Source organism: Acidisoma sp. S159, from assembly GCF_009766125.1.
Classification (GTDB): domain Bacteria; phylum Pseudomonadota; class Alphaproteobacteria; order Acetobacterales; family Acetobacteraceae; genus Acidisoma.
This window is the reverse complement of record NZ_LMUG01000032.1, coordinates 218,286-242,020: the sequence shown is the minus strand read 5'-3', so window position 1 is coordinate 242,020 and position 23,735 is coordinate 218,286. Positions and strand designations below refer to the sequence as shown.

Sequence of the window (23,735 nt, the reverse complement as noted above, 5' to 3'; positions counted from 1 at the left end):
GATTATATGCGATTATTGGCGCTATAACCCGTCAGTTCGTGCTTCTAAGCATCGAGCAGGTCGCGGAAATCTGAATTTTCTGCGAAAACGCGGCAGGAAGTTGCGAACCCATGGCAGACCTGATCGATGAGAAGATCCTGCGGGTGCTTCAGGCGGATGGCAGGATAAGCAATGCCCGCCTCGCCGAGGTCGTCGGGCTGTCGCCCTCAGCCTGCCTGCGGCGCCTGAGGCTGCTGGAACATTCCGGAGTCATTCGCGGTTACACTGCGCTGGTCGATACCGAGGCGCCGGAGCATCTCACCGTCTTCGCGGTTGAGATCATGCTCGAGCGGCAAACGGTCGAGTTCCTGTCGCGCTTCGAGGCGGCGGTGCGGAAATGCCCCGATATCCTCGAATGCTACCTCATGAGCGGCGATTACGATTACCTGGTCCGGGTCGAGGCGCGGGATCCGGCTGATTACGAGCGCGTTCATCGCGACCAGCTTTCGCGTCTGCCAGGCATCACCCGGATCCGGTCAAGCTTCGCGATCCGGCGCGTCGTTGGCGCTTCCTCGCGCGCACAGCCCTGGCCCCGCGAGATGCCCGAAGACTATTCGGCGGGCGAGGGTGCCACGGGCGGCCGCAAGGCGGTGGCGGCAGCGCGTGGGGCGAGGCGCTCGAAAAGCGACATCGCGTAATAGGTCGCCTTGAAGGCGAGCACGGGCAGGCGGGTGCCGCGCTCGCTGCCGAGATTGCCGGCGAGCATCGCAACCAGCCCGTCCCGCATGCGAAAGGCGTTGCGCGGCGCCATGAACATGGCGCGCAGAACCGGCCGGTTGATGCGGTAGATGAGCCAGCCGATGTGGTCCATGCCATGCCGCAGCTTGCGCTCCGCCCGCCGCGCCATCGCGCGGGCTGCTGCTGGATTTTCCAGATAGCGCGAGGCGACCTCCGCGCCGAGTTCGCCGCCGGTCATCGCGAACAGAACGCCACTTGAGAAAACTGGGTCGATGAAGGCGAAGGCGTCGCCGATGAGCAGGTGGTTGGCGCCGGTCGCGGCGGTGGCGCGGTAGGAGTAGTTGCCGGTGCCGAAGACCTCCGAAACGCGTTCCGCCTGCGCCATCCGGGCGTGCAGGGTCGGGCTCATGCGCAGCCGCTGCTCCAGGAAGGCGGCCATGTCGCCGTGCCGTTCCTTGAAGGCGGCCTGGGTGCCGACGAAGCCGATGCTTGTGATCCCGTCGGGCAGCGGAATGGTCCAGAACCAGCCGTCTTGCGTGAGGTGGACCGTGATGTAGCCCGCGCGCTCGGTACCTCTCGTTTCGACGCCGCGATAATGCGCATACGCGGCGGCGGTGTTGTTGCGCTTGCTCGATTCCTTGAGGCCGAGCTTGCCCGCGAGGAAAGTGTCGCGCCCTGAGGCGTCGAGCACGAATTTCGGCGCGAAGACCTGGGTCGCGCCGTCCTCGGTAAGGGCGGTCACCCGCGCGCGGCCGTCACCGCCTTCGGGTTCCATGGCCGTGACGCGCAGCCGCTCGATGCAGCGGGCGCCGCGCTTGCGGGCCTCGGAGAACAGCAGCGCGTCGAACTCGTCGCGGCGGACCTGGTAGGCGTGGCGCGCGCCGGGCAACGGCGACAGAGCGAAGGAGAAGGCGACCGCGCCGCCGGTGTCGTCATCGACGAATTCGGCGCCGGGTTTGAAGACGGCCATGGCGGCGATCTGCTCATGCAGGCCGAGCCGGTCGAAGATATCGAGGTTGCGCGGCAGGAGTGACTCGCCGATGTGGAAGCGCGGATGCGCCTCCTTCTCGACGAGCACGACGTCATGGCCCTTGGAGGCGAGCAGCGCGGCGGCGGTCGAACCGGCGGGGCCACCGCCGATCACCAGCACGTCACAGGCGTCGATTGCCGTCACTTGCGTCAGGCTGTCACTCACCGGCATCTGCTCCCGCTGCCGCTATCGTCTCTGGAAAGAGGATAGTGCCGCGTCCTTCGAGCAACAGTCTCCCATTTTGATCGCGAAGAGCGAAGCCATAGATGAGACCGCGCCTATCGGCCAATTCGATCCGCGCGGTGACACGCAATGCGCCGAGGGCTGGATCGTCGAGGCGTTCTACTTCTATGCGGCTGAGGTTGAGGCCGGAGAGGTAGCCGGTGGGCTGCGGCTCGCCGCCAGCCAGCAGCGCGCCATGGAGTGCCGCGGCCTGCAGCCCGTATTCGGCGCCGCAGATCGTGGCGAGGCGGCCTTGCCGTCGGAGGGGGTTGTTGGCCGATAGGTGCGAGGTCGCGCGGCAGTCGATTGTCTTGTCGGACCAGCCGGAAACCTCGTCGAGCAGGCACATGGCGCCGGCATGGGGTAGCAGCGCGCGGAGGGCGGCGCCCTCGATCACCGGCATGGCGAGACTTCGACCGTCACGCGGCCGTCCAGCATCGGCAGCGCGAAGCGGTCGGTCTGCTCCATCGCCAGGGACTCGAGGAGCCGCAGGGACATCGCGGCCGGATTATTCATTGCTAGCGCGGCGAGGCTCGGATCGCGAGGCGCGGCATCGGCGAAGGTTGCTGCCTCCGCCGCGTAGGTCACGTCGAGCGCGCCGAGGCAGGCATCCGGCCGCTCGGGCAGAAGAATGAAGGCGGCGGCGAAGATGACATCGCGGGCGGGTAGGTCGGGCAATGGCGGCGGCAGGGGCGCGTCGTAGAGGCAAAGCAGGACGGGCATCCGCTCGGCGACAGCCTCGGAGACTGCTTTGAGGAGGGCGATACCAAAGGTCGCGTCATAGCCGCCGAGGCAGGTCACGGGCTGAGCAGATCCGGCGGCGATCGACCAATAGCCCGCGACGGCGTTGTGCACCGAGTTGTGGAATTGCGTCGGCGAGAGCGGACGGTCGGGCTCGGCCAGTGTTTCCAGCAGCTTCAGGACGACCTGACCATCGCCATTGGCGCTTCCGAATACGCTGCGCACGCTGTCCAGAGGCAGCGCCGCGTGGTGCAGCGCTTCCTCGGCGACAGCGAGGGCAAGGCGGGTGACGAGACCGGCGCGGCGGCGTTCGTTAGGGGCGAGGAGCGCCGGCATGGGGATCGCGGTGGCGAGCGCATCACGCGGGCGCTCGCCGCGCAGCACACCCAGGCTATCGGTCCAACCGGCGAGGCCAGGGCCCTGAAGGCCGATACCGGCGATATAGGCGCGGCTCACGCGCGATGGCCGAAGACGAGGCTGCAATTGACGCCGCCGAAACCGAAGGCGTTGCTCATGACGTGGCGCAACGGGCGGTCTTCGTTGGCGGTCGTAACGCCCGAGCGAAAGCTGGAATCGAGTTCGGTTACGCCGAGACAGCCAGGGATGAAGCCATGGGTGAGGCAGAGCGTGGCGATCATCGCTTCCAGCACGCCGCAGGATCCCATCGTGTGGCCCGACCAGCCCTTGGTGGAACTGCAAGGCACGCCGGGGCCGAAAACTTCGGTCACGGCATGATCCTCGGCCGCGTCATTGGCGCGAGTGCCGGTGCCATGCAGGTTCACATAGTCGATCGCGTCGGCCGGAAGCGCGGCGGCGGCCAGGGCGCCGCGCATGGCGCCGATTGCTCCGGCACCGTCCGGACGAGGGGCCGAGATGTGGTAGCCGTCCGATGTCGCGCCGGCGCCGAGAAGCGTGATGCCGGCGTGTCCGCGTGAGGCTCGTTCCAGCAGCATAAAGCCGGAAGCCTCGCCGATCGAAATGCCATCGCGTGCCGCGTCGCAGGGGCGCGACGGGCCGGGAGAGATGAGTTCGAGCGCTGTGAAGCCGCGCAGGGTCATGCCGCAAAGACTGTCGGCGCCCCCGACCACGGCCGCGTCGCATACGCCGCTCGTGATGAGGTGCGCGGCATCCATGAAGGCGCGGGCGCTGGAGGCGCAGGCCACCGATACGGTCATCGCCGGGCCGCGCAGCCCCAGCGCGGTTCGGACGAAACGCGCCAGGGCGAAGATGTCGTGCGTATGGACATAGTCGAAGCTGGCGGGGAGAGCGCCGGTGGCGGGGTCGCGAAGCTGAAACGCCTGCTCGCAGGCGAGGATGCCCGAGGTGCTGGTGCCGACCACGACGGCGATCCGGTCAGGCCCGAGCCTCTCGCCTGCGTCCGCCACGGCTTCCGCGAAGCCATCGGTGCGGAGAGCCAGATCCGCGAGGCGATGGTTGCGGCAATCAAAGGCGGCGAGGGGCAGGGGCAGCGCATGTTCGTCGAGGCCGGCGACCTGGCCGACATAGCCAGCCGTCACGCCCGCGAAATCGCAGGGCGCGAGGCCGGTGCGGCGGTCACGCAGGGAGGCCAGGGTCGCCGCGGCGCCACGGCCGAGAGCGCTCACGATGGTACCGTGCGTGATGTCGAGCGGAAGCATGTCAGGCGCGTCTATCAGATGGCGTCCGTCCGGGTAATGCGCGCGGGACGCGGCCCGACGAAGAAAAACGCGAAAACGAGACTTGTGACCACGCCAATCGCCACTGTCTCGCCAATCATCCGCAGCAAGGGTGTCTGGCAGGTGTAGAGCAGGCCGAAGGTGAGCAGCGCCATGGCGTTGCAGGTGATGAGCGTCCGAAAGGTTCGCGACCGCTCCTCGGCATCGAGTTGGGTGCGGGCAAAGAACAGCGCGTAATCCAGCCCGACGCCGGCCACGAACTGCAGGGCGACGACATGGATCAGCGATAGGCGGATACCGAAGGCTGTCAGTAGTGCCACGGTCACCAGCAGCGAGGCGCCGATGGCGCCGATGACGCGGGCGACGCGCCAAAAGTCTCGCAGGACGACGAGCAGAGCGATCAGGGCCGCGGCGGCGCCCGCACCAAGCCATGGCAACGCCTGCCGCGTATAGCCGGCGACGAGTCCGCGCATCTCCGCGCTCACGTCGAGAACGGTGATGTCGGGGTGGCCAGCGAAGGCGGCGACGAAGCGGGCGGAGGAGGTGACCGTGCGCGGCGCGATGATGCCGATCCAGGTTCCGTCGCGGTGAACGAGCAGCGCACCGAGCTGAGCGGCGAGCGCTGGGTTGATGATATCGGCCGGGCCGAGAGGTGTTGCTGCGCGGGCCGCTGCGACATCCGCCTTGAAGGGGTCGAAGGCTTGGGGCGTGAACGGCAGACCCTGCGCCGCCTCGGCAACACGGGCGGAGAGCGTCGCCGCATCGGGAAGCGCCTGCTGGCGGGCACGCTGAAGCGCGGCGCTCGGGAGAAGACTCGCGGCGTCTTGCGCGCCCTGGATGACGCCATCCCGGGTGAGGCGGTCAAGCGCCGGGCGCAGCGCTTCCTCTCGTTGCAGAACCGCCTCGGCCGTTGCGCCTTGGACAACGAGCACCTCGCCGACATCGGGCGCGCCCAGTTCAGCGCGCAGCTTGGCGTCGAGCGCGAGGCTGGCGGCGGGGACCGGGCTGAGGGCATTGAGGTCGTGCTGCCAGCGTGGGCCTCCGAGGAGGACTAGCCCCAGCGCCGCGACCGCAACCGGCAGCAGCGCCCACAGACGGCCATGGCGGAGGCGCTCAATGCCGTCCAGGCGGCGCGGGTCGCCGGCCCAGACCGGGGCAAGGTCGGCGGCGACGATCAGGCGCGGCAGGATGAACCGCGTCGCCGCGGCAGCCGTGAGGACCCCAGCGATGGAGAAGACGCCGAGCTGGGCGAGGCCCGGGAAACGCGCGAAGGCCATGCCGCTGAGCCCAAGCGCCGCCGTCGCGACCGCCAGCGTGAAAGCGCGGCCGATCCGCGCCCAGGTGCCCGCTGGAGCCTCGCCGCGTTTGCGATGGCCAATGAGGAGCACGGGGTAGTCGACCGTGACCCCCAGCATCGTCATGCCGAAGCCGAGCGTGATGCCGTGCAGAAAGCCAAACACGAGCTGCACGGCGAGCGCCGCGACGGCGGTGCTCAGGACCAAGGGCACGGCGATGGCAGCGATCACGAGCGGATTGCGAAAGCGCCAGACGAGCAATCCGGCGACCAGCAGCGCGGACATAACGGACAGCCGTATGACATCGGCCCGGATGGCATGGGCGGCATCTCGGGCGAAGACGGCGGGTCCCGAGACGAGAAGGCGCAGTCCGGACGTTCCTTGGCGTGCCGTGTCGAAAGCTTGGTCGATGGCGTGGAGCGCCGCGTCCTGCACGGCGAGCGAGGAGCTGTCGCCACGCAGGCGGGCGACGAGCAGCGCGCGGTTTTGGTCGGGCGCGAACCAGACGCCATCCCGGATCGCCGCGTGCTGGCTGCCTCCGGCGAGGCTCAGCAACGCGGGGAAGGCGCCGGTCGGGTCGGGCAGGCCGAATTGCTGGACCAGCGGCGAGGCGGAGGATTGCAGTTCGTCCAGAAGGTTCTGGAAATCCTGACGCAGGGCTGGAACCTCGAAAGCGGCTGCGGTGGTGGCGGGTGACAGCAGGTAGCGGCTGCGAAATAACCGTTGCTGATCCGCCTCGCTCACCAGGTCGCGGCCATTATCGGCAAAGGTGAAAAGCCCCCTTCGGCGCAACGTCTCGGTCATCCGGTCGCTGGTCGCGGCAAGCGCGGCGGGTGGCGCGCTCTCCAGGCCGATCAGCACCAAGCTGGCGGCGACACCCGATTGCACCTCCTGCAGCATGAACCGGGTCGTCGCGGTGCGGCCGGTGGGGAGTAGCGCCGAGATGTCGCTGCGAAGCCGCACGTGCGTGAAGATCGCGGCGGCGAACAAAGCGCTGGCGATCAGCGCGAGCAGTAGTGGCCAGGGACGGGAGCGGGCGGGCAGCGGGGGAATCCTACTCGATCGTTCGGATCGTTAGCAGATCCTCGTCGCCATTGGCCTGGGTGGTTCGGATGCGCTGCACGTCGATGCCGCGTCCAGCAACCTCGATCACCTTGATCCGCTTGGCCATGCGCGGGTCGGTTGGGATCATGGTGAGTTGCCAGGCGGAGCGGTCGCCCTGCTGGGTGATGGTGTAGTAGCGCTCCAGGGTGGCGAGATCGCCGGCGATGGTGCCTCGGATGGTGTCGACCATGGCCTGCACTATCGGATGTTCGCTGAGATCGATCTGGCGCGCCGGGGCGCTGCCGGATTGGATGATGAGCGTCTCGCCGCTGACGATGAGGCGCTCGGGCTTCGGGGAGAGCGTGATTTTCTCGAGATAGGACGGCCGGCGGTAGAGCAGCTGGCCCCGGCTGACGAGCGGCGTCGTGAGGCTCGAGAGCCGCTTCTCCTCGGTGAAATCGGCCCGCCGGTCTGGCATGGCGGCGAGATCGGCCATGATGCCGGCGAGCGGCGGCACCGAACTGGCACGGCTGACGCAGGGTGCGCAGGCTAACAGAAGGGCGAACACCGGCAGGCTGCGGCGGCGGAAGTGGAGCGCGCCTGCACTCATGCGGAAGGGTCTTTCCAGAAGGGGAAGAAGTTGAACCAGTTGAAGGGTGCCGCGCGGCATTGCGCCGCCAGGCTCGCACTGTAGCGCGAAACCAGCGCCGCCAGATCATCTCGCCGGGTGGCGCGGCCGAGCGTGATGGTTGCGGCGAAATGCTCGAACCGCACGACGTAGCGGCGGGGACCCAGGCGGATGCCGTAGAACAGCACGACCGGAGCCCCCAACACTGCCGCGAGGATAAAGGGGCCGGTGGGGAAATCGGCACGGCCGCCGAGGAAATCGACCGTGGCGATGCGGTCCGGTCTGGCATCCGGGTCGCGGTCGGCGAGGAAGCTGACGATTTCGCCGCGCGCGAGATTCTCTTGGACTCGCAGCATAGCATCGGGGCTGCCGATGGTGATGACGTCCCGCCAGAGGTCGGGATCGAGGGTCTCCATCAGACGGCTCATCGGGCTGCCGGGGCGACGATACATCACTGCGCTCACCCGCACCGGCGAGGTTCGGCCGAAATCGCGCAGCACGTCGAAGCTGCCGAGATGGGAGCCGAGCAGGATGCAGCCTGTGCCGCGACTGAGGAGCGCGGTTAGTGCGTCGAGGCCCTCGACGGAGATTGCGAAGCGTTCGGTGCGGCCGGAGAGCAGGAAGGCGCGGTCGAGGGTGACTGAGGCGAAGGTGAAGATGTGCCGCAGCACGTCGCTCGCGCGGGCGGGGCGGCCGAGGACGCGGCGGAGATAGTCGCGGGAGGCGGCGCGGGGACCCGATGCGGTCACGTAATAATATAGTGTAATCGGGTAGAGCAGCAGCCGGCCGATCCGCCAGCCGCAGGTCAGCGTCAGCCAGCAGGTCAGGCGCAGCAGATGGGCGCTGCCGCGTTCACGCTCTGTCGTCCAGCTCACGTAGGCGGGTCCAGCCGCAGGCTGCCGCTCATCACGGTCCGGCCATTGCGCAGAGCGGAAAAGCCGAGTGGGCCGGGCGCCTGCGTAGTAAGCGAAACCTCAATCGTCTCGCCCGCTTTCACTACGGCGGTGAACTTCACTCGCAGGCCGCGCGCGCTGCCGCCCGTGTGGGATCGGATCAGCGAGAGCGCCTCGTCCAGCAGCACGACGCCCGGCACGATCGGGTTGCCGGGGAAGTGGCCGGGGAGAGCCGGGTGATCAGCGGCGATGGTGAACTGGCCGAGCCTTACCGGCGGATCGCTCACGTCGCGTTGCCCGAGGTCTCCGCCAGCAGGTCGAGCAGCGCCTGGCGCGGCAGCTTGCCCATCGGCGTGCGCGGCAAAGCCGGCAGGTGGATGAGCCGGCGCGGCAGGAAGACGGGATCGACCGACTGCCGGAGCTCCATGAGGATCTCGGCGCTGGCGCGGGTGGGCGCGACAACGAAAGCGATCAGGCGGGCGGCATCGTTGCGGTCGAGATCATCGGGGGCGAGGAAAACGCCGTCCTCCACGCCCTCGATGCTCGTCAGGATCCGGCCGAGGCCAGCGAGTGAAGCGCGGCGGCCGCCAAGCTTCACAAGGTCACTGCTGCGGCCCATCAAGCGGAAGCGGCGACCATCCGCCTCCAATTCGATCACATCGTTGAGGCGACGCGGCTCGGCGCCGGGTGCCGTGATCAGCGGAGACTCTTCGGTGCCCCCTAGCGTGACGCTGGGATAGAGCGTCCAGAGCGGCCCCGCCGTGGTGCGCCGGCTGGCGATGGAGCCGACTTCCGAGGCGCCGAAAATCTCCTCGACGATACTGCCAAAGGCAGTCTCGGCGGCGGCGGCGGTTTCGGGGTCGAGCGGCGCGGTGGCCGAGATGATGCGCTCCGGCGGGCGCTGCGGAGGATCCAGCCGTAGGATCGCGCGGAGCTGGAGCGGCGTGGTGACCAGGATGCGCGGACCCGGCACGGCGTCCAGCGCGGCGCGGATGTCGGCGGGGTAGAAGACGGGACCGCACCAGCTGGAAACGGGCGCGTGCAACGGCAGCAGCACGGTGGTCTCGCAGCCGTACATGTGCTGCGGTGGCACGGTGCCGATGACGGCGGAGGGCGCCGCTTCGGTCAGCGCGAATTGCACGCCAGCGGCGCGGCTGCGGGCGACGAGTTCCCCCCAGCGCTTCGCGGTGCCCGAGGGCTCGCCGGTGCTGCCGGAGGTGAAGACGATCATCGCGGATTGCTCGGCGGGGATGGCCGGGATTGGCGCGTTTTCGTGCGTGGCGGGGCGGGGGCCGATCATCACATGCGGCAAGGGACTGGCCAGGGCTGGATCGTCCGAGATGGAGACCAGGCCGGGATAACTCTCGGCAAAGGCGGCGAGGCGGGCGGGGGACTGGTCGCCGCTCAGTAGACTCACCGCGCCCCGGCTGAGGGCGGCGAGGAAGGCGACGACGAACCAGTAGCGTTGCTGGCAGCAATTCGCGACCGTCACGCCCTCCGGCAACATCGCCGCGACGCGCGCGACATCGGCGAGCAGCGTGGGCGGCCGCACTTCCCAGCCGGGCCCCTGGAACAGGACGGCATCGGTCGGACGCTCAATGAGGGGGATCACGGTGGGGCTAAGCGGATCAAGCGACGGCTATCGCGTGCGCCGCTCCGTCACATGCCGGGCGAGGCTGCGCAGGCTGGCGAAGATTTCGCCATTTCGCTCGTCATCCGCCTTAAGTTCGACGCCATATTCCGTGGAGACGGCCAGCGAGAGTTCGAGCGCATCGATGGAATCCAATCCGAGGCCCTCGCGGAACATCGGTTCGGTCGGGACGATCTGCTCGGGCGTGATTTCGAGTTGCAGCGTCGTGACGATGAGCCGCGCCAGTTCCTGCTCCATTTCGGTCTGTCCGGCCGCGATCCCGGTCGTGGATGCCGTCGGCTCCTCGTTGGTCTGGCTGGCGATCGAGGAGGGCAGGGTCACGAAGGTTTCTCATTGTTTATAGGACTATGGCAGCCCTACAACGAACCGAACGGGCGCCGCAACGCTTCCATTCCAGGCTAGAGGTTTTGCGCCGAATGATCCGATGTCTACCGAGCTGAGGCGGTCTCGCGGCAGGACATTGACGCCGCGAATCCTGGCGGCTGCGCTCACCATTCTTGTTATCGGCTGCGCAGTGACCCTGCTGATCGCGACCGTCTCGGCGAGACTGCATCGCCTGCCGCGCGAGGCGCGCTGGGGCATGGTGAGCGTGACGGCGGTGTCCCACGCCGCGATCTATCTTGGGCTGACGCTGCTCTTTGGCCGCTCCCTGGTGAAAGGCCAGACGCCGCTCGTCACCTTGATGGCGGAGCAGGTGCAGGGCCCGCTCACGCCGCGCATCAGGCGCTATACGCGGCGGGTGACCATGGTCTGGACGCTGTTCGGCCTTGGCCAGGTCATTGGGTCCGGGCTGTTGCTCGCCTTTGCGCCGCTGCGGCTTTGGTCCCTTTTCGTCAATGGTCTCGATCTCCCCTTGGTGCTGCTGCTGTTCGTCGGTGAATACGCCTACCGCCGTTGGCGCTACCCGGCGAATGAGGTGGCCACGCTGGCGGATAGCATCCGGGTGACGCGGGCGCGGATTTTGAAATGAGGCGGCCGCTCGCCGCATGGGCATCGCTTTCGACGGCATTGCGGCTGACAGTCGCCGTCCATGTTCTGGCGCTGATCGCCTGGCCGCTCGGCATAATCGCACCGGGATGGCTGCTCGGCGCCGTGGTGCTCAACCATGGCGTTCTGCTGGTCGGCATGAGGCCCGGCAGCCGGTTGCTTGGTCCCGATATGCGGCGGCTGCCGCCAGCGAGCGCGCTGCGGGGCGAGGTGGCGCTGACCTTCGACGACGGGCCGGATCCGGAGGTCACGCCGCGCGTGCTCGATCTGCTCGACGCGGCCGGGGCGCGAGCGAGCTTCTTCTGCATCGGCGCGGCGGCGCGTGCCCATCCGGCGCTGGTGCGGGAGATCGTGCGGCGCGGCCATAGCGTGGAGAACCATACGGAGACCCATCCGCTCGCGTTCGCCACGTTCGGAATTGCCAGGATGCGGCGGGAGATCGCGGCTGCCCAGGGGAGTTTGGCGCCGCTCGCCGGACAGGCGCCTCGGTTTTTCCGTGCGCCCGCCGGTATCCGCAGCCCGTTGCTGACCCCCGCGATGGCCGGACTGCCACTGACCTACCTGAGCTGGACGCGGCGAGCGCTGGACGGCACGCGCGGGGATGCGGCTCGCGGCCTTGCTCGCCTAAGCCATGATCTTGTCGCTGGGGACATTCTGCTAATGCATGACGGCCGCTGCGCCCTCTCTCCCGACGGCTGGCCGGTGGTGCTGGAAATGCTGCCGCGCCTGCTCGATCGTCTGGCGGCCGAGGGGCTGCGCGCGGTCTCGCTGCCTATGGCGCTCGGCGAGGCGCCGGTGGCCTCAGGCGCAGCAGCACGGCCGGATGCCGGAGCAGCGCGGATAGCATCAGCCGGATATGCATCCAGGTGAGCCAGGCATTGTCGCACACGTAGCGGAAGTGAGAAACCCCGCCTTCCTCAGCCGAAATGTAGCGCACGGGCGCCGGCAGGTTTACCACCGGCAGTCCAGCCCAGCAGAGCCGCACGGCGGCTTCGGGATCGAAGTCGAACCGGCGCATCCAGCGGTTCGCGGCCAGGACGGCGAGCAGGGGCGCGATGGGATAGACGCGGAAGCCGAAGAGCGAGTCGGCGATACGGCCGCCGGTCTCCAGATTGGCCCACCAGTTGGAGATGCGCCGGCCCTTCACGCGAAGCGGCGGCGCCTCGGGCCCGAATACCGGCACGCCGAGGATCATCGCGTCGGGTTGGCGGCTAGAAGCGGCCATGAAGCGGGGGATGTCGGCGGCGGAATGCTGGCCGTCGGCATCGAAAGTCAGTGCGTGGGTGAAACCCGCTTCCAGGGCGGCGCGCAGACCCTCGTGAATGGCGGCGCCTTTGCCGCGATTGCGCGGCGTTATCAGCACGCGGAGGCCGGTGTCGGTGGCGGCGGCCGTGCGCAGCATGGTGTCCGTGCCATCGGTGCTGCCATCCACCACCACCCAGACCGGTGTCCAGACCGCGCGCGCCTCCGCAACGACGCGCATCACCTGGGGGCCTGTATTGTAGCTCGGGATGAGAACGAGATGCGTCTTGGCGTCGGGGCTCAAGACAGCTCCCGAGGCCAAAGGCGCGGGGATTCGAGTTCCGCCCGGAAATAGGCTTCGAGCTCCGTCACGAAATCTTGCACATCATCTGTCGCCTCGAACCTGCGCCCAAGCCGGGCGCGGTAGATCAGGGGAAAAGCCGGTTTGCGCAGCGCCGGCCTGCCCTTGTGAAGATAGGTCGTGTTGCTCTCCAGAAAGACGGTCTGCACCGAGGCCCCTGTGGCCTTGGCCATCATCGCGACGCCGCTCTTGAACTGACCGATCGGATAGGCCGTCCCCCGGGTACCCTCGGGGAAGACGAGCAGCGGCTCGCCGCGACGAAGGGCGGCGGTGGCGGTGCGGATCAGGGCATGGGCGGAATCGTTTCGGATATAGCCGGCGAGGCGCATGCCGCCGCCTAGCATAAGGCTGTTCCACAGCGCCGCCTTGCTGATGCAGGTAACGCGCGGCAGGCGGGACAGCATCAGCACCGCATCGATCAGCGAGCGATGGTTGGCGATGATGATGACCCCGCGATCCTCGCGCAGCCGGTCGAGCGCCGAGAGGTCGAACCGTGCGAGCCCCGTCAGACGCATGAGCCCGAGGTAGAGGCGGAACCCCGTCGTGATCCCAAAGCGGCCGAGTCGCGGCTGGATGCGTCGCGGCAGCAGGATTGTCAGGAGCCGCGCCGGTAGGCTCCAGGCCAGGCAAAGCAAAGGGAAGGCCGCAAGGACCGCATAGAAGCGCGCGGCTTCCGATACCGACAGCAGCCATCCGCCAAGCCTGCCGCCATGAGCGACATAGCTGGGTGCCAAGGGAGGCGGAATGGAGTCTGGCACCTCGGCCTCCTCTGCTCGCCGCAAACCATCCCCTCTGACCGCCGCACGGTGGCGAAAGCTGGGCCGGAGGATGGACAGGTCACGGCCAGTCGCGCTTTCTGCCTCAAAACTAAGGGCAGATCGTGTCATGGACCAGAGTCGGTCGTGCGAAGTGTCGCGGTTGACGACTTGTATCATGCGGCTGGTGAGGTGTTCCGCATGAGCCTGACTCTTCGCTACCTGACGCCCGAGGCTTTCGCTGCGATGCCGGAAATGGCCGCGCAGGTTCTTGGCGTGGCCGGGTTTGGCAGCTCCAGACCGCCCGGCCTGGCGCCAGATTGCCCCTTCCTCGGCGTGGCGCTGCCGCCCGTCGATGGCTCGGCTTTGCTCGAAGTTTGGACCAGCGACAGGCCGGTGCAACGGAGCGCTCGCGGCGAGTTTCGCTTCAGTCATGACGTCACGCACCTGTTCGGCATGATCCAGTCGGAGGCCGCCGGTGACCTCGCCTCGGTCACGCGCGACTCTTACGACCAGCTTTTCGCCTTGGCCGAGGAAGCGGGCTATCCGCATCTGCTGCGAATCTTCAACTACCTACCGGGCATCACGCGGGTCGAGGCGGGGCAGGAGCGCTATCGCCGTTTCAATGAGGGGCGGCACGAGGCCTTCGCAGCGCGGGGGCGCGTGGTCGAAGCCGCCCCGGCCGCCTGCGCACTTGGCAGCGCCGGGGACCTGCAGACGCTATACTTCATCGCCGCGCGGACGGCGGGCCTGCCGATAGAAAACCCACGGCAAATCAGCGCCTATCGCTATCCGACGCGATACGGTCCGCGCAGCCCGACCTTCAGCCGCGCCCTGGTCGCCCAGGATGAGGCGGGCGCCATGCTGTTCCTCTCCGGCACCGCGAGCATCGTTTCGCATGAGAGTCAGCACCCGGGCGACCCCGCGGCCCAGCTTGCCGAGACGCTGCGCAACCTGCGCGCCCTGCTGACCGAAAGCCGCCGCCAAGGTTATCGCTTCGAGGAGCGGGATCTCGTGCTGAAAGCCTATCTCCGCCGTCCCGAGGATCGCGCGCTGGTGGAACGCGGTCTCGCTGAGGCCGGCATGGGCCGCGCGCCGATCCTGCTGCGGGCGGAGATTTGCCGCCCGGAGCTTCTGCTGGAGATCGAGGGCTATGCGCGGGGCGAGGCGCTCGGCTGACCGCCTCCGGCTTTGTCGGAACGTTAAGAGCGCGTAAACGAGCCGAAAACCCGAGAGGAAGACGCATGGCGATGATCCGCCACTCCCCCTATCACCACCAATTCGTGGCGCATGGCGCCCAGTTCGTCGATCGCATCGGTTTCGCGGCACCCTTCGTCTTCACATCGACGGAGGAGGAGCATCGCGCGACGCGCGAGAAGGTCGGGCTGTTCGATGTCTATTACCAGGTCGCGATCGAGGTCGCGGGCGCGGACGCGGCGAAAGTGCTGGACCGCGCTCTGGTCGCCGATACCAGTGGCCAGCCGGTCGGCAAGGTTGTCTACGCGGCGCCCTGCAACGACCAGGGCGGCATGATCGATGACCTGACGTGCTTCCGCACGGCGTCCGATCGTTTCCTGCTGTATCCGACGCCGAGCCGGGTGGCTCAGGTGATCGCCGCCGTGCAACAGGCGGTTGGCGGATCGCATGCCGTGATCACCAACCTTGGTTACAAGCGCGCCTATATCTCCGTGCAGGGACCTGCCTCGCGCGCTTTGCTGCAGGGGCTGACGAGCACGGATCTCTCGAACACGGCGCTGCCGTATTTCTCCTTCATCGAAGCGACGGTCGCCGATGTGCCGGAGGTTATCCTGTCGCGCACCGGCTATTCGGGCGAGCTGGGCTATGAGCTGTTCTACCCGAGCGAATATGCCGAGCACATGCTCGACACCTTGCTCGATGCGGGGCGGGCGCATGGCGCGCGGCTCTGTGGTCTCGGCGCGCTGCGCACTCTGCGGATCGAGAAGCGTTACCCGCTCTATGGTCTCGATCTGGATGAGACGACCTCGCCGATCGAGGCTGGGCTGGGCTGGACCGTGAAGCTTGCGAAGCCCGAGTTCCGAGGGCGTGCGGTGCTGGAGAAGCAGAAGACGGGGGGTACCTCGCGGCGCCTCGTTCTACTCAAGCTCGCGGCGGGCGCGGCGCAGCCCGCGGTCGGCGCGGCGGTGTCGGTTGAGGAACGGGTGGTCGGCAAGGTGAGTTCTTCCGACATGGGCCATAGCCTCGGCGCGATGCTGGCGATGGCTTATGTGCCGCCGGAGTTTGCTGTGGACGGCACGGTCGTAAGGATCGCCAGTGCCGAGGGCGCTGCCGCGGAGGCGACCGTGTTCACCTGTGCCGCTTATGATCCCGAGGGCAAGCGCGCCAAATCCTGACGCAGCTGCAGCTGGTTGTTCCGGGCTCTCGGCCCGGACCAATTGGCGATCAGAAGCCGGGGTTGGGCACGATCGCGAGTTTGCCGTCTCGATCGACAGCCAGGCGGCGCATGCCGTGGGTCAGGATATCGGCGTAATCATGGCCGGCGGTGGTTTGGCAGAACCAGGCGAATACCAGCGGCTCAGCTCCGGTATTGACCGAGCGATGCGCCCAGTCGGGCGGAATGAAAGCGCAGATGCCGGGCGCCATCTCAACTTCCCGCGTCTCGCCTTCGCGGGTCTGCAACAGCAGAACGCCGTTTCCGCTCTGAGTGTAATAGGCTTCACCGCAATCGCGCCGGACATGATAGTGCCCGCGCGTCATGAAATATTCGTCGCCGATTTTCCCCGGATACATCGTGGTGGTGCCGAAGAAGATATCGGCGCCCTCCCTGCGAAATCCCGCGACTTCGTAGCCGACGGCGGCGGGGTTTTGCGCGACATAGGCGTCGAAAGCGGCGGCGTCCCGGTAGAGGCCGCGCAGTTCCGTCACCGGCTTGACGTAGCGCTCATTGGCATTGGGAACGGCGCCGCTGCGCCCATCGATGAAGACGCCTTCGGGTAACAACATTTTGGGGTCTCTCCGGGTTCGGTAGGCTGGCAAATCCGACCGTGCAGCCGGCGCGGCTTTTGCTGGAGGCGATGTTCCGCGAAATTAAGCACGTCGAACGGGCGCGGGCAATAGTTGATTGAATAAAGCAATTAACTAGGGTATGGTCTGCCGCGCCGCCGAGAGCGACCAGCAGGATCCATGGCCGATCAGACACTCGCACGTTATGTCAATGAACTCAGCATTCTGACGATGTTGCGCACCGAGGGTTCGGCTAGCCGAGCCCAGATCGCGCGGCGCCTATCGCTCACGCCCGGCACGATCACGCGCGTCGTTTCCGAACTCGCGCGCCGAGGACTGGTGCAGGAGATCCCGGGCCCGATCCAGGCGGCAGTGCGGGAGCCCGGACGTCCGGCTATCAGCCTCGCCCTCAATCCGACGGGCGCCTATTTCCTGGGTGTCGAGATGGGTGTCGGGGTCATGCGCTATGCGCTGCTCGATCTGGCGGCGTCGGTGGTCGCTTCCACCGAAGTTGTTGTCTCGCGCTCGATCACGCCCAAAAAGGCGGTGCGCGCGATCGCGGAGCAGGTGGCGCGCTACCAGGACGCCAGACGGTTCGCCGGTAAGATACAGGCCGCTGGCGTTACTGTTCCGGGCCTGGTGACGTCGGAAGGCTACATCGTTCACCTGCCGATTCTGGGCTGGAAAAACGTCAATCTGCTGGCGATGCTGCGGGACGCGACGCAACTCCCGTTCATTGTCGAGAACAATGCGAATGCCGCGGCTTTCGGCTCGGTCTATACGCAGCCAAACCTGCCAAGCCTCTGCACGATCTTCCTCAAGCTTGGCACGGGCTGCGGCGGGGCCGCCATCATCAATGGCCGGCTTTTACGAGGTGCCGCCGGCACCGCGACCGAGTTCGGCCATATGCGGATTACCGAACACGGGCATCGCTGTAGCTGCGGCCAGGTTGGCTGCCTGGAGAGCTGGGTCAACCTTGAAGCCATGGCCCGGATTTTTCGAGGCACAGCCGACCTGACCAGATCGGAACTGGCCGCCTTACCGAGCAGAATTGCCGCGGCGGCAGCCGTGGGGGATGGCGGCGCGGCGGCGGCCGTTGCCTCCCTGACGCATTACCTCAGCCTCGGCATCGTCACGCTCTCGAATATTTTCAATCCGACCACCTTCATGCTCGGCGGCGTCATGCGCCCGCTGCTCGAGTGTTGTCTCGAGGCCGTGAAGGTCCGTGTGGCCGAGGGAATCGTTCCTGGCATGAAAATGCCCGAGATACGGCTCTCCCATCTAGGCGTCATGGAATGCGCGGTCGGCGCGGCAACGATCGCGCATCACCACGCTTTCGATATTTCAACGGTCGAATTGCAAGAACACGAGTTGCGTGCGTGAACGACGGATGTCGCATGGGAGACAAATGATGGCGACGGATGAGCGTCTTCTCAAGGTTGGCGTATTGGGCTGCGGGCCTATCGCCCAGGCTGCGCATTTCGAGAGCGCGGTCAAAGCGAGGAACGCCGAGCTCTATGCGATCTGCGATGTGGCCGAGGACCTTCTCGAGCGCATGGCATGGACTTTCGCTCCGGCCAAAACCTTCCGCGACTACGACGAGATGCTGGCCGATCCGGCGCTTGATGCCGTTATCGTCGCGACCTCCGACGCCTTCCATGTGGCAGCCGCGACCGCCGCGCTCCAGGCGGGCAAGCATGTTCTGTGCGAGAAGCCGCTGGGGGTTGCGGTGGAGGAGGTGGAGGGTCTGCGGCGCGTGGTCGAGGAATCCGGTTGCATTCTCCAGGTCGGCCACATGAAAAGGTTCGATGCTGGGTTGCAGAGCGCGAAAACGTTTATCGACGAGGAAATGGGTGAGCTTCTCGCCTTCAAAGGCTGGTACTGCGACTCGACCCATCGTTACCACCTAACCGACGCCGTGCAGCCGCATATTGTGAAGTCCGCACTGGCGAAGCGCCCGGCGGGCAATCCGAAGGCTGATTTGCAGCGCTATTACATGCTGGCCCATGGCAGCCATCTTCTCGATACCGCCCGCTACCTTGGCGGTGAGATCGTCGAGGTTGAGGCGAGGTTGCGGGAGCGGTTCGGCGCCTATTGCTGGTTCGCTGATGTGGCATTCGCGAGCGGTGCCCTGGGTCATCTGGACCTGACGGTTGCCGTACGGATGGATTGGCACGAGGGCTTTCAGATCTACGGCGAGAATGGCAGCGTTCTCGGCAAGACCTACAATCCCTGGCTTTATAAGACGAGCGACGTCGATATTTTTCATGAGTCCAGTGGCACGACGACGCGCATTCTCGGTGCGGACGGACATTTCTACCGCCGCCAGCTTGAGGGCTTCGCGGATGCGTGTCTCGGCCGCGCGCCGATGACCGGCGCAGATATCGACGACGGCATTACATCCGTGCGAGGCATGATCGCCATCGCTCAATCCGCGCGGAGCGGCCGGGCGGTCAAGCTTGCCGAGGTTTCCGGCGCTCTGTGATGAAACTCGGGATCTTCGCTAAAGCGTTCGACGCGACGCGGCCAGATGTCGCTCTAACAGCCGCGCGCGCCGCCGGATACGAGGCGGTGCAGTATAACATGGCCTGTTCCGGCCTCGAGGCTTTGCCGATGGAGGTGCCGGAGGCTGTCGCGCAGGCCGTGCAAACTGCCTCGCGGGATAGCGGGATCGAGATCGTCGCTGTCTCGGCCACCTACAACATGGTCCACCCTGACCCAGGTGAGCGTGAGAAGGGCAGGAAGAGCTTTGCTGCCATCGGCGCCGCCGCGCATGCGATGGGAACCCGCCTTCTGACTGTCTGCACCGGCAGCCGTGACGCCGAGAACCAATGGCGCCACCACTCTGACAACGAGAAGCCAGAGTCTTGGCTGGAGATGTGCCGCGAATTCGCGCTTCTCCTTCCCCTGGCCGAGCAATATGATTTCGTGATCGGCATCGAGCCGGAACTCGCGAATGTCGTGAGTTCGGCCGCTCTTGCGCGAAAGCTGCTCGACGCGTTCCAGACCGATCGGCTCGGTGTCGTGCTGGATCCCGCCAATCTTTTCGACGTAGAGACTTCCGCGCGGCAGAAGGTGATTGTCGAGAGCGCGATCGATTTGCTCGGGGACTACATCGTCCTTGCCCATGCCAAGGACCGATTGGCGGATGGGCATTTCGCTGTGGCGGGTAAGGGTGTGATCGACTTCCCTCACTACATCACAGCGCTGCGGCGAGCGGGCTTCGATGGGGCGCTCGTAACGCATGGTCTTGCGGCTCAGGATGCCCCCGGAGTCTCGGCTTTCCTGAGCCGGGTGCTGGCGGAGTTCTAACGATGCGTGTCGGTCAGGGGCGCGGCAGCGTCTTGACCAGCTCCGCCATCTTACGGCCCCATATCTTGTGACCTTCGGCGTCGAGATGGATGCCGTCGATATCGGAGAGCGCCACACTGTCGCCGAGCGCGATGAAATGCACGCCGAGAGCCTCTGCGGTTTTCGCGAATTGTGCTCTGAGCTGATGCGATGTTTCGGCACCCCCCGCAAAGGTATCGGCCAAGTCGCTGAGTTTGGCGAGTCGCGGCGGCGAGACCAGGATGATCTGAGGGTGGCGCCCCTCCTCATCGACCGCGAGTTGTTGCGCGATCTGCACCAGGCGCGCAGCGCCGCCGGCGATATCGGCGGCCGATAGCGAGAAGCGGCGCTTAAGGTCGTTGATCCCAAGCGCGATGATGATGACATCTAGTGGCGCGTGGCTCAGCAGGCAAGCCGGCCAATAAGCGACGCCGCTACGGTAGGGCTCGATCGGATCATCAAAGACGGTCGTGCGGCCGTTCAACGCTTCCTCGACAAGCTCCCAGTCATTGCCAAGGGACTCGTGCATGACGGTCGGCCAACGGGTTCCTTTCGGATAGCGGCGGCCGGTTCCGGGCTCAAAGCCCCAGGAATTCGAATCGCCGAATACCAAGATGCGAGGCATATCCAAGCTCCCGTCAATCGAAATGCTTTGGTCGGCACGATAAAGTCACTCAGACGCGAGATGGCAACCCGCGGTGCGGCGGCCCGCGAGGTATTCGGCGATGACGACACGAAGACGTTCCTGGCCGAAACTCGGGAAATGGCCGCCATGCACAACTGAAACCGGCAGCCGTAGCAAACGTTCCAGAGACGCCACATAATCATCGAGCTGCGAGTGGTAGGCGTCGTCGATGAGCGGTCCGTCATAGATGATATCGCCGGAAAGCAATGTGCCAGTCGTGGCTTCCCACAATGCAATGCCGCCGGGCGAGTGGCCGGGCGTGTGGATAACCTCAAAGCTGCGGTCTCCAAGATCGACAATGTCGCCATCGATCAGCAGGCGCCCGGCGGGCGCCGGCGGAATGCGATAGGCGGCGGCGCTCCATCCCGGTGGCACACCTTCAAACATTTCATCGCTCACATAGGGGTCAGCCAGCGTGAGGTCGTTGCGTGGATCGGCGAGGATCGCGGCCTCGGCGCAATGCACGCAGCGGTCGGCGAATTCGTGGTGGCTCCCGATATGGTCGTAATGCGTGTGGCTCGCGACGCACAGGATTGGGCGACCCGTCAGCAACGGCACGGACCGCCGCAGCGGCACCGCGCCGAGCCCCGTATCGAAGAGCAGATCGCGATCGCGGCCGCGCACGAGCCACATATTGCAGCGGTAGAAGGGCTTGATCCAAGGCTCATGGATCAGCGTGATGCCGTCAGCCATCGACTGGGTTTCGTACCAGCGGTCCGCGGCAATCGTCGGGAGTTGCGGCATGACTAGTCAGGCCTCCACGGGAATAAGGTCGACGCGCCGGCATCCGAGTTGTAGTGATTGTCCAGGCGCGACGGTAGTGTCAGGCGCGAGGCGAAGAACGAATTCCTGTCCGCGCTCGTGGCGCGCCAGCGCGCGAAGATGGGCGCCCTGGAACACAACATCTGTCACGCTCACTTCGCCCAGAGTCATTTCACTGCCGCCGGCGGCGCCGATATTTTCGGGGCGCAGAATCAGGGTGAGCTGCGCACCCGCGGCAAAGACACGGCCCTCGGGCTGCGCTACGATGAGCGTGCCGAGGATCGTTTCGACCGTCATGGTGACGGAACTGGCGGCGCGCACCTGGCCCTCAATTTGCGTGCTCTCGCCCATGAATCGTGCGGTGAAGCGAGTGGCCGGCCGGGAGTAGACGCGCGCCGGCGTTCCCATATCCTCGATGCGGCCTTTGTTCATGACGACAACGAGCGAGGCCAGCGCCATTGCCTCTTCCTGGTCATGGGTGACGTGGACGAAGCTGCGGCCGGTGCGACGCTGGAGGCCGAGCAATTCGTCCTGCATCTGGCGCCGCAGGTTGAGATCGAGCGCGCCGAGCGGCTCGTCGAGCAGTAGGATCTCCGGTTCGACGACAAGGGCCCGTGCCAGCGCCACACGCTGACGCTGGCCGCCGGACAATTCATGGATGCCGCGATGGCCGTAGCCGGCGAGACCCACCATATCGAGCGCGGATTCCGCGCGCGCTCGGCGCGGGGCTCGCGCAATGCCGCGCACGCTGAGCCCATAGGCAACGTTCCGCAGTACAGACATATGCGGAAATAGCGCGTAGTCCTGGAACACCGTCGTCGTCGGTCTTTGCGCCGCGCCGAGTGCGGTGACGTCCCGTCCTGCAATCACGATTCTACCCGCGCTTGGCACAGTGAAGCCGCCAATCGCCGAGAGCAGCGTGGTCTTGCCTGAGCCCGAGGGGCCGAGCAGCACAACATAGGAGGCCGCTGGCACTGCAAGCGTGACATCTGCCAAAGCAACAACGTCATCATAGACCTTGCCGACACCCTCGACCGACAGATGGATGGGTGCGGTCATGCGCGGCGCTTTCCGAAAAGCAGAGCCTCGACGGTTGCCACAAGCAGAATGGAACCGGCGAAAATGATGGAGCCGACCGCGTTGGTCTGCGGGTTGAGGCCGCCGCGCAGCATGGTCCAGATCACCACAGGCAAGGTTACATCGAAGCGTGTGACCAGGAAGGAGATGAGGAATTCGTCCCAGGACAGCGTGAAACACAGGCAGAAAGCCGCGATCAGCGCCGGGGCGATAAGCGGCACCACGATGGTGAGCAGAATGCGGGCGGTGGAGGCGCCGAGATCCCGGGCCGCCCATTCCATACGGCGCTGATGTTCCCCGAGCTGTGCAAGAACGATCGCGAAGGCGAGCGGCATATTGATGACGACATGGCCGACGACGACCATCTCGAGTGATGGCGAAAGACCGAAGGCGGAGAGGGTGACCAGCAGGCCCATGCCGATGAGCAAATAAGAAACGGCGAGCGGCAGAACGAGGAAAGCCTGCAAGGCACGACGGCCGGGAAAGATATAGCGGGCGATGCCATAAGCGGCGAGGAAGCCGAGAAGAACGGAGAGCGCGGAAGAGACCGCGCCGACGATCAGCGAATTGCCGAGGCCGGCCATCAGCCGATCATTGCCCAAAGCGCGGCCATACCAGACGAGAGTCGGGCCGTGGAAGGGCGGCACGGGCAAGCGGCCATCCTGGAAGGAAAACAGCACCAGCACGCCAACCGGTAGAAAAATGAAGGCGTAGCAGGCGAGCATATAGAGCGTGGCGAGGGCGGTGCCGAAATAGCGGGAGAAGAAGCGAATCATAACCGTGCCATCCGCAACCAGCGCTGCATCGCGAGATAGACGATGGCGACGACGATCGTCATCAGCAGCGACATGGTGGAGGCCATCGGCAAGTCGAGCTGACGCTGGATCTGCATCATGATGACCTGCGGCAGCAGCAACTCGCGAAATCCGCCAAGGATTTGCGGAGTCACATAGTCGCCAATGCAGAGCACAACGGTGAGGAAAGCACCGACCATGACGCCCGGAATGCTGAGCGGCAAAGTAATGGTAAGGAAACTGCGCCAGGCTCCGGCGCCGAGGTCCCGCGCCGCTAGGACGTAGCGCGGATTGATCTGCACCAGATTGGCATAGATCGTCAGTGTATTGAGCATGATGAAGAAATGCACGAAGCCCAGAATTGTCGCGCCCGGACTATAGGCCAGCATCAGCGGATGATGTGTGACGCCCAAGGCATGCAGCGTCCAGTTGATGACGCCCGATGGCGATAGCGCGAGCAGCCACGCGTAGGATCGCACGACGTAGGAGGTCCAGAACGGCAGGATGGCAACAGCAAGGGCGAGGCGCTGCCAGGATCGCGGAACTTTGGTCGCGATCGCGAAAGCGAAAGGATAGGCCAGCAATAGGCTGAGGACGACGACGATGGCGGTGGTGACGACCGAATTCCACAGCGCCTCGACATAGGCGCTCTCCGCGAAGAACGCCCGGTAATTGCCCAGGCCGATGGCGCCGCGCCCGCCGGTCGGAGAGAGCGGCGTGAAGCTGAAATAGGCCATCAGAACCAGTGGCGCGGCGAAAAATATGAGGATCCATATGAGAGCGGGCAATGTGAAGGCGGCGCCCGCCAGCCTGTCGCGCCGCGCCGCCCGCGCTTCATTCGCGGACCTCTCAACCGCAACCACAGGCGCTAATGTCCGCGCCAT

The 23,735-nt window shown here is 66.0% G+C and carries 25 protein-coding genes and 1 pseudogene; 8 read left to right on the top strand and 18 right to left on the bottom strand.

The window, feature by feature from the left end:
• Positions 1–110: 110 nt before the first annotated feature.
• Positions 111–542, top strand: a pseudogene (locus GSQ92_RS08975) (Lrp/AsnC family transcriptional regulator); the annotation flags it as partial.
• A 47-nt stretch (positions 543–589) separates the two neighbouring features.
• On the opposite strand, the gene GSQ92_RS08970 reads toward GSQ92_RS08975, so the two are convergent.
• The 10 genes from GSQ92_RS08970 to GSQ92_RS08925 all read right to left on the bottom strand — a co-directional run bounded on the left by GSQ92_RS08970 (position 590) and on the right by GSQ92_RS08925 (position 10,197).
• Positions 590–1,912, bottom strand: coding sequence for an NAD(P)/FAD-dependent oxidoreductase (locus GSQ92_RS08970; RefSeq protein ID WP_254065619.1), 1,323 nt, complete (start codon positions 1,910–1,912; stop codon positions 590–592).
• Positions 1,905–2,372: a hypothetical protein gene (locus tag GSQ92_RS08965; RefSeq protein ID WP_158802937.1), complete on the bottom strand. Its 468-nt coding sequence runs from the start codon at positions 2,370–2,372 to the stop codon at positions 1,905–1,907. The genes GSQ92_RS08970 and GSQ92_RS08965 overlap by 8 nt, the downstream gene beginning before the upstream one ends.
• A complete protein-coding gene (locus tag GSQ92_RS08960; protein ID WP_159013376.1) occupies positions 2,363–3,166 on the bottom strand; it encodes a beta-ketoacyl synthase chain length factor in 804 nt (267 codons plus the stop codon). The genes GSQ92_RS08965 and GSQ92_RS08960 overlap by 10 nt, the downstream gene beginning before the upstream one ends.
• Positions 3,163–4,347 (bottom strand): beta-ketoacyl-ACP synthase, encoded by a 1,185-nt coding sequence (locus GSQ92_RS08955; protein WP_159013375.1) that lies wholly within the window; start codon positions 4,345–4,347, stop codon positions 3,163–3,165. Before GSQ92_RS08955 ends, GSQ92_RS08960 begins: the two co-directional genes overlap by 4 nt.
• 14 nt (positions 4,348–4,361) lie before the next feature.
• On the bottom strand, positions 4,362–6,650 hold the full coding sequence (locus GSQ92_RS08950) for an MMPL family transporter (protein ID WP_159013374.1): 2,289 nt from the start codon (positions 6,648–6,650) through the stop codon (positions 4,362–4,364).
• A gap of 64 nt (positions 6,651–6,714) precedes the next feature.
• Positions 6,715–7,314 (bottom strand): LolA-related protein, encoded by a 600-nt coding sequence (locus tag GSQ92_RS08945; RefSeq protein WP_158802933.1) that lies wholly within the window; start codon positions 7,312–7,314, stop codon positions 6,715–6,717.
• Positions 7,311–8,207, bottom strand: a complete 897-nt coding sequence (locus tag GSQ92_RS08940) for a lipid A biosynthesis acyltransferase (protein ID WP_159013373.1) — start codon at positions 8,205–8,207, stop codon at positions 7,311–7,313. The genes GSQ92_RS08945 and GSQ92_RS08940 overlap by 4 nt, the downstream gene beginning before the upstream one ends.
• Complete coding sequence (locus GSQ92_RS08935) at positions 8,204–8,512, bottom strand: hypothetical protein (RefSeq protein ID WP_159013372.1); 309 nt, start codon at positions 8,510–8,512, stop codon at positions 8,204–8,206. Before GSQ92_RS08935 ends, GSQ92_RS08940 begins: the two co-directional genes overlap by 4 nt.
• Positions 8,509–9,837, bottom strand: a complete 1,329-nt coding sequence (locus tag GSQ92_RS08930; RefSeq protein ID WP_158802930.1) for an AMP-binding protein — start codon at positions 9,835–9,837, stop codon at positions 8,509–8,511. The genes GSQ92_RS08935 and GSQ92_RS08930 overlap by 4 nt, the downstream gene beginning before the upstream one ends.
• Positions 9,838–9,864: 27 nt before the next feature.
• Entirely contained in the window at positions 9,865–10,197 is a 333-nt protein-coding gene (locus GSQ92_RS08925) for a phosphopantetheine-binding protein (protein WP_305782223.1), read from the bottom strand.
• 139 nt (positions 10,198–10,336) lie between these two features.
• Between GSQ92_RS08925 and GSQ92_RS08920 the strand changes: the two genes are divergently transcribed.
• On the top strand, positions 10,337–10,846 hold the full coding sequence (locus tag GSQ92_RS08920) for a hypothetical protein (RefSeq protein ID WP_158802929.1): 510 nt from the start codon (positions 10,337–10,339) through the stop codon (positions 10,844–10,846).
• A complete protein-coding gene (locus GSQ92_RS08915) occupies positions 10,843–11,733 on the top strand; it encodes a polysaccharide deacetylase family protein (RefSeq protein WP_159013371.1) in 891 nt (296 codons plus the stop codon). Before GSQ92_RS08920 ends, GSQ92_RS08915 begins: the two co-directional genes overlap by 4 nt.
• Here the strand turns inward: GSQ92_RS08915 and GSQ92_RS08910 are convergent.
• Positions 11,636–12,409, bottom strand: a complete 774-nt coding sequence (locus GSQ92_RS08910) for a glycosyltransferase family 2 protein (protein ID WP_158802927.1) — start codon at positions 12,407–12,409, stop codon at positions 11,636–11,638. The two genes, GSQ92_RS08915 and GSQ92_RS08910, sit on opposite strands and share 98 nt — an antisense overlap.
• Positions 12,406–13,224: a 1-acyl-sn-glycerol-3-phosphate acyltransferase gene (locus GSQ92_RS08905; RefSeq protein ID WP_216850044.1), complete on the bottom strand. Its 819-nt coding sequence runs from the start codon at positions 13,222–13,224 to the stop codon at positions 12,406–12,408. The genes GSQ92_RS08910 and GSQ92_RS08905 overlap by 4 nt, the downstream gene beginning before the upstream one ends.
• Before the next feature lie 198 nt (positions 13,225–13,422).
• Between GSQ92_RS08905 and GSQ92_RS08900 the strand changes: the two genes are divergently transcribed.
• The gene (locus GSQ92_RS08900) at positions 13,423–14,400 is read left to right on the top strand and encodes a hypothetical protein (protein ID WP_158802925.1); all 978 of its coding nucleotides are present in this window, start codon (positions 13,423–13,425) and stop codon (positions 14,398–14,400) included.
• 65 nt (positions 14,401–14,465) lie between these two features.
• Positions 14,466–15,593 (top strand): aminomethyltransferase family protein, encoded by a 1,128-nt coding sequence (locus GSQ92_RS08895; protein ID WP_158802924.1) that lies wholly within the window; start codon positions 14,466–14,468, stop codon positions 15,591–15,593.
• Positions 15,594–15,642: 49 nt separating this feature from the next.
• On the opposite strand, the gene GSQ92_RS08890 is transcribed toward GSQ92_RS08895, so the two are convergent.
• The gene (locus GSQ92_RS08890) at positions 15,643–16,203 is read right to left on the bottom strand and encodes a glucose-6-phosphate isomerase family protein (RefSeq protein ID WP_216850043.1); all 561 of its coding nucleotides are present in this window, start codon (positions 16,201–16,203) and stop codon (positions 15,643–15,645) included.
• 180 nt (positions 16,204–16,383) lie between these two features.
• Here GSQ92_RS08890 and GSQ92_RS08885 point away from each other — a divergent pair, with 180 nt between their 5' ends.
• Genes GSQ92_RS08885 through GSQ92_RS08875 form a run of 3 tightly spaced genes read left to right on the top strand, consistent with a single transcriptional unit; the run spans position 16,384 to position 19,515 of the window.
• Positions 16,384–17,586 (top strand): ROK family transcriptional regulator, encoded by a 1,203-nt coding sequence (locus GSQ92_RS08885; protein WP_158802923.1) that lies wholly within the window; start codon positions 16,384–16,386, stop codon positions 17,584–17,586.
• A 28-nt stretch (positions 17,587–17,614) separates the two neighbouring features.
• Positions 17,615–18,688, top strand: coding sequence for a Gfo/Idh/MocA family protein (locus GSQ92_RS08880; protein WP_216856798.1), 1,074 nt, complete (start codon positions 17,615–17,617; stop codon positions 18,686–18,688).
• The gene (locus GSQ92_RS08875) at positions 18,688–19,515 is read left to right on the top strand and encodes a sugar phosphate isomerase/epimerase (RefSeq protein WP_158802921.1); all 828 of its coding nucleotides are present in this window, start codon (positions 18,688–18,690) and stop codon (positions 19,513–19,515) included. The genes GSQ92_RS08880 and GSQ92_RS08875 overlap by 1 nt, the downstream gene beginning before the upstream one ends.
• A 13-nt stretch (positions 19,516–19,528) precedes the next feature.
• Here GSQ92_RS08875 and GSQ92_RS08870 read toward each other — a convergent pair whose 3' ends face one another.
• The 5 genes from GSQ92_RS08870 to GSQ92_RS08850 are packed head-to-tail and all read right to left on the bottom strand — an operon-like array spanning position 19,529 to position 23,735.
• Positions 19,529–20,158: an SGNH/GDSL hydrolase family protein gene (locus tag GSQ92_RS08870; protein WP_159013370.1), complete on the bottom strand. Its 630-nt coding sequence runs from the start codon at positions 20,156–20,158 to the stop codon at positions 19,529–19,531.
• A 45-nt stretch (positions 20,159–20,203) separates the two neighbouring features.
• Complete coding sequence (locus tag GSQ92_RS08865) at positions 20,204–20,962, bottom strand: MBL fold metallo-hydrolase (protein ID WP_158802919.1); 759 nt, start codon at positions 20,960–20,962, stop codon at positions 20,204–20,206.
• 6 nt (positions 20,963–20,968) lie between these two features.
• Entirely contained in the window at positions 20,969–22,039 is a 1,071-nt protein-coding gene (locus GSQ92_RS08860; RefSeq protein WP_158802918.1) for an ABC transporter ATP-binding protein, read from the bottom strand.
• Positions 22,036–22,833 carry an ABC transporter permease gene (locus GSQ92_RS08855; RefSeq protein ID WP_158802917.1) on the bottom strand — a complete coding sequence of 266 codons (798 nt, stop codon included), beginning with the start codon at positions 22,831–22,833 and terminating at the stop codon, positions 22,036–22,038. Before GSQ92_RS08855 ends, GSQ92_RS08860 begins: the two co-directional genes overlap by 4 nt.
• Positions 22,830–23,735 carry an ABC transporter permease gene (locus GSQ92_RS08850; RefSeq protein ID WP_216850042.1) on the bottom strand — a complete coding sequence of 302 codons (906 nt, stop codon included), beginning with the start codon at positions 23,733–23,735 and terminating at the stop codon, positions 22,830–22,832. The genes GSQ92_RS08855 and GSQ92_RS08850 overlap by 4 nt, the downstream gene beginning before the upstream one ends.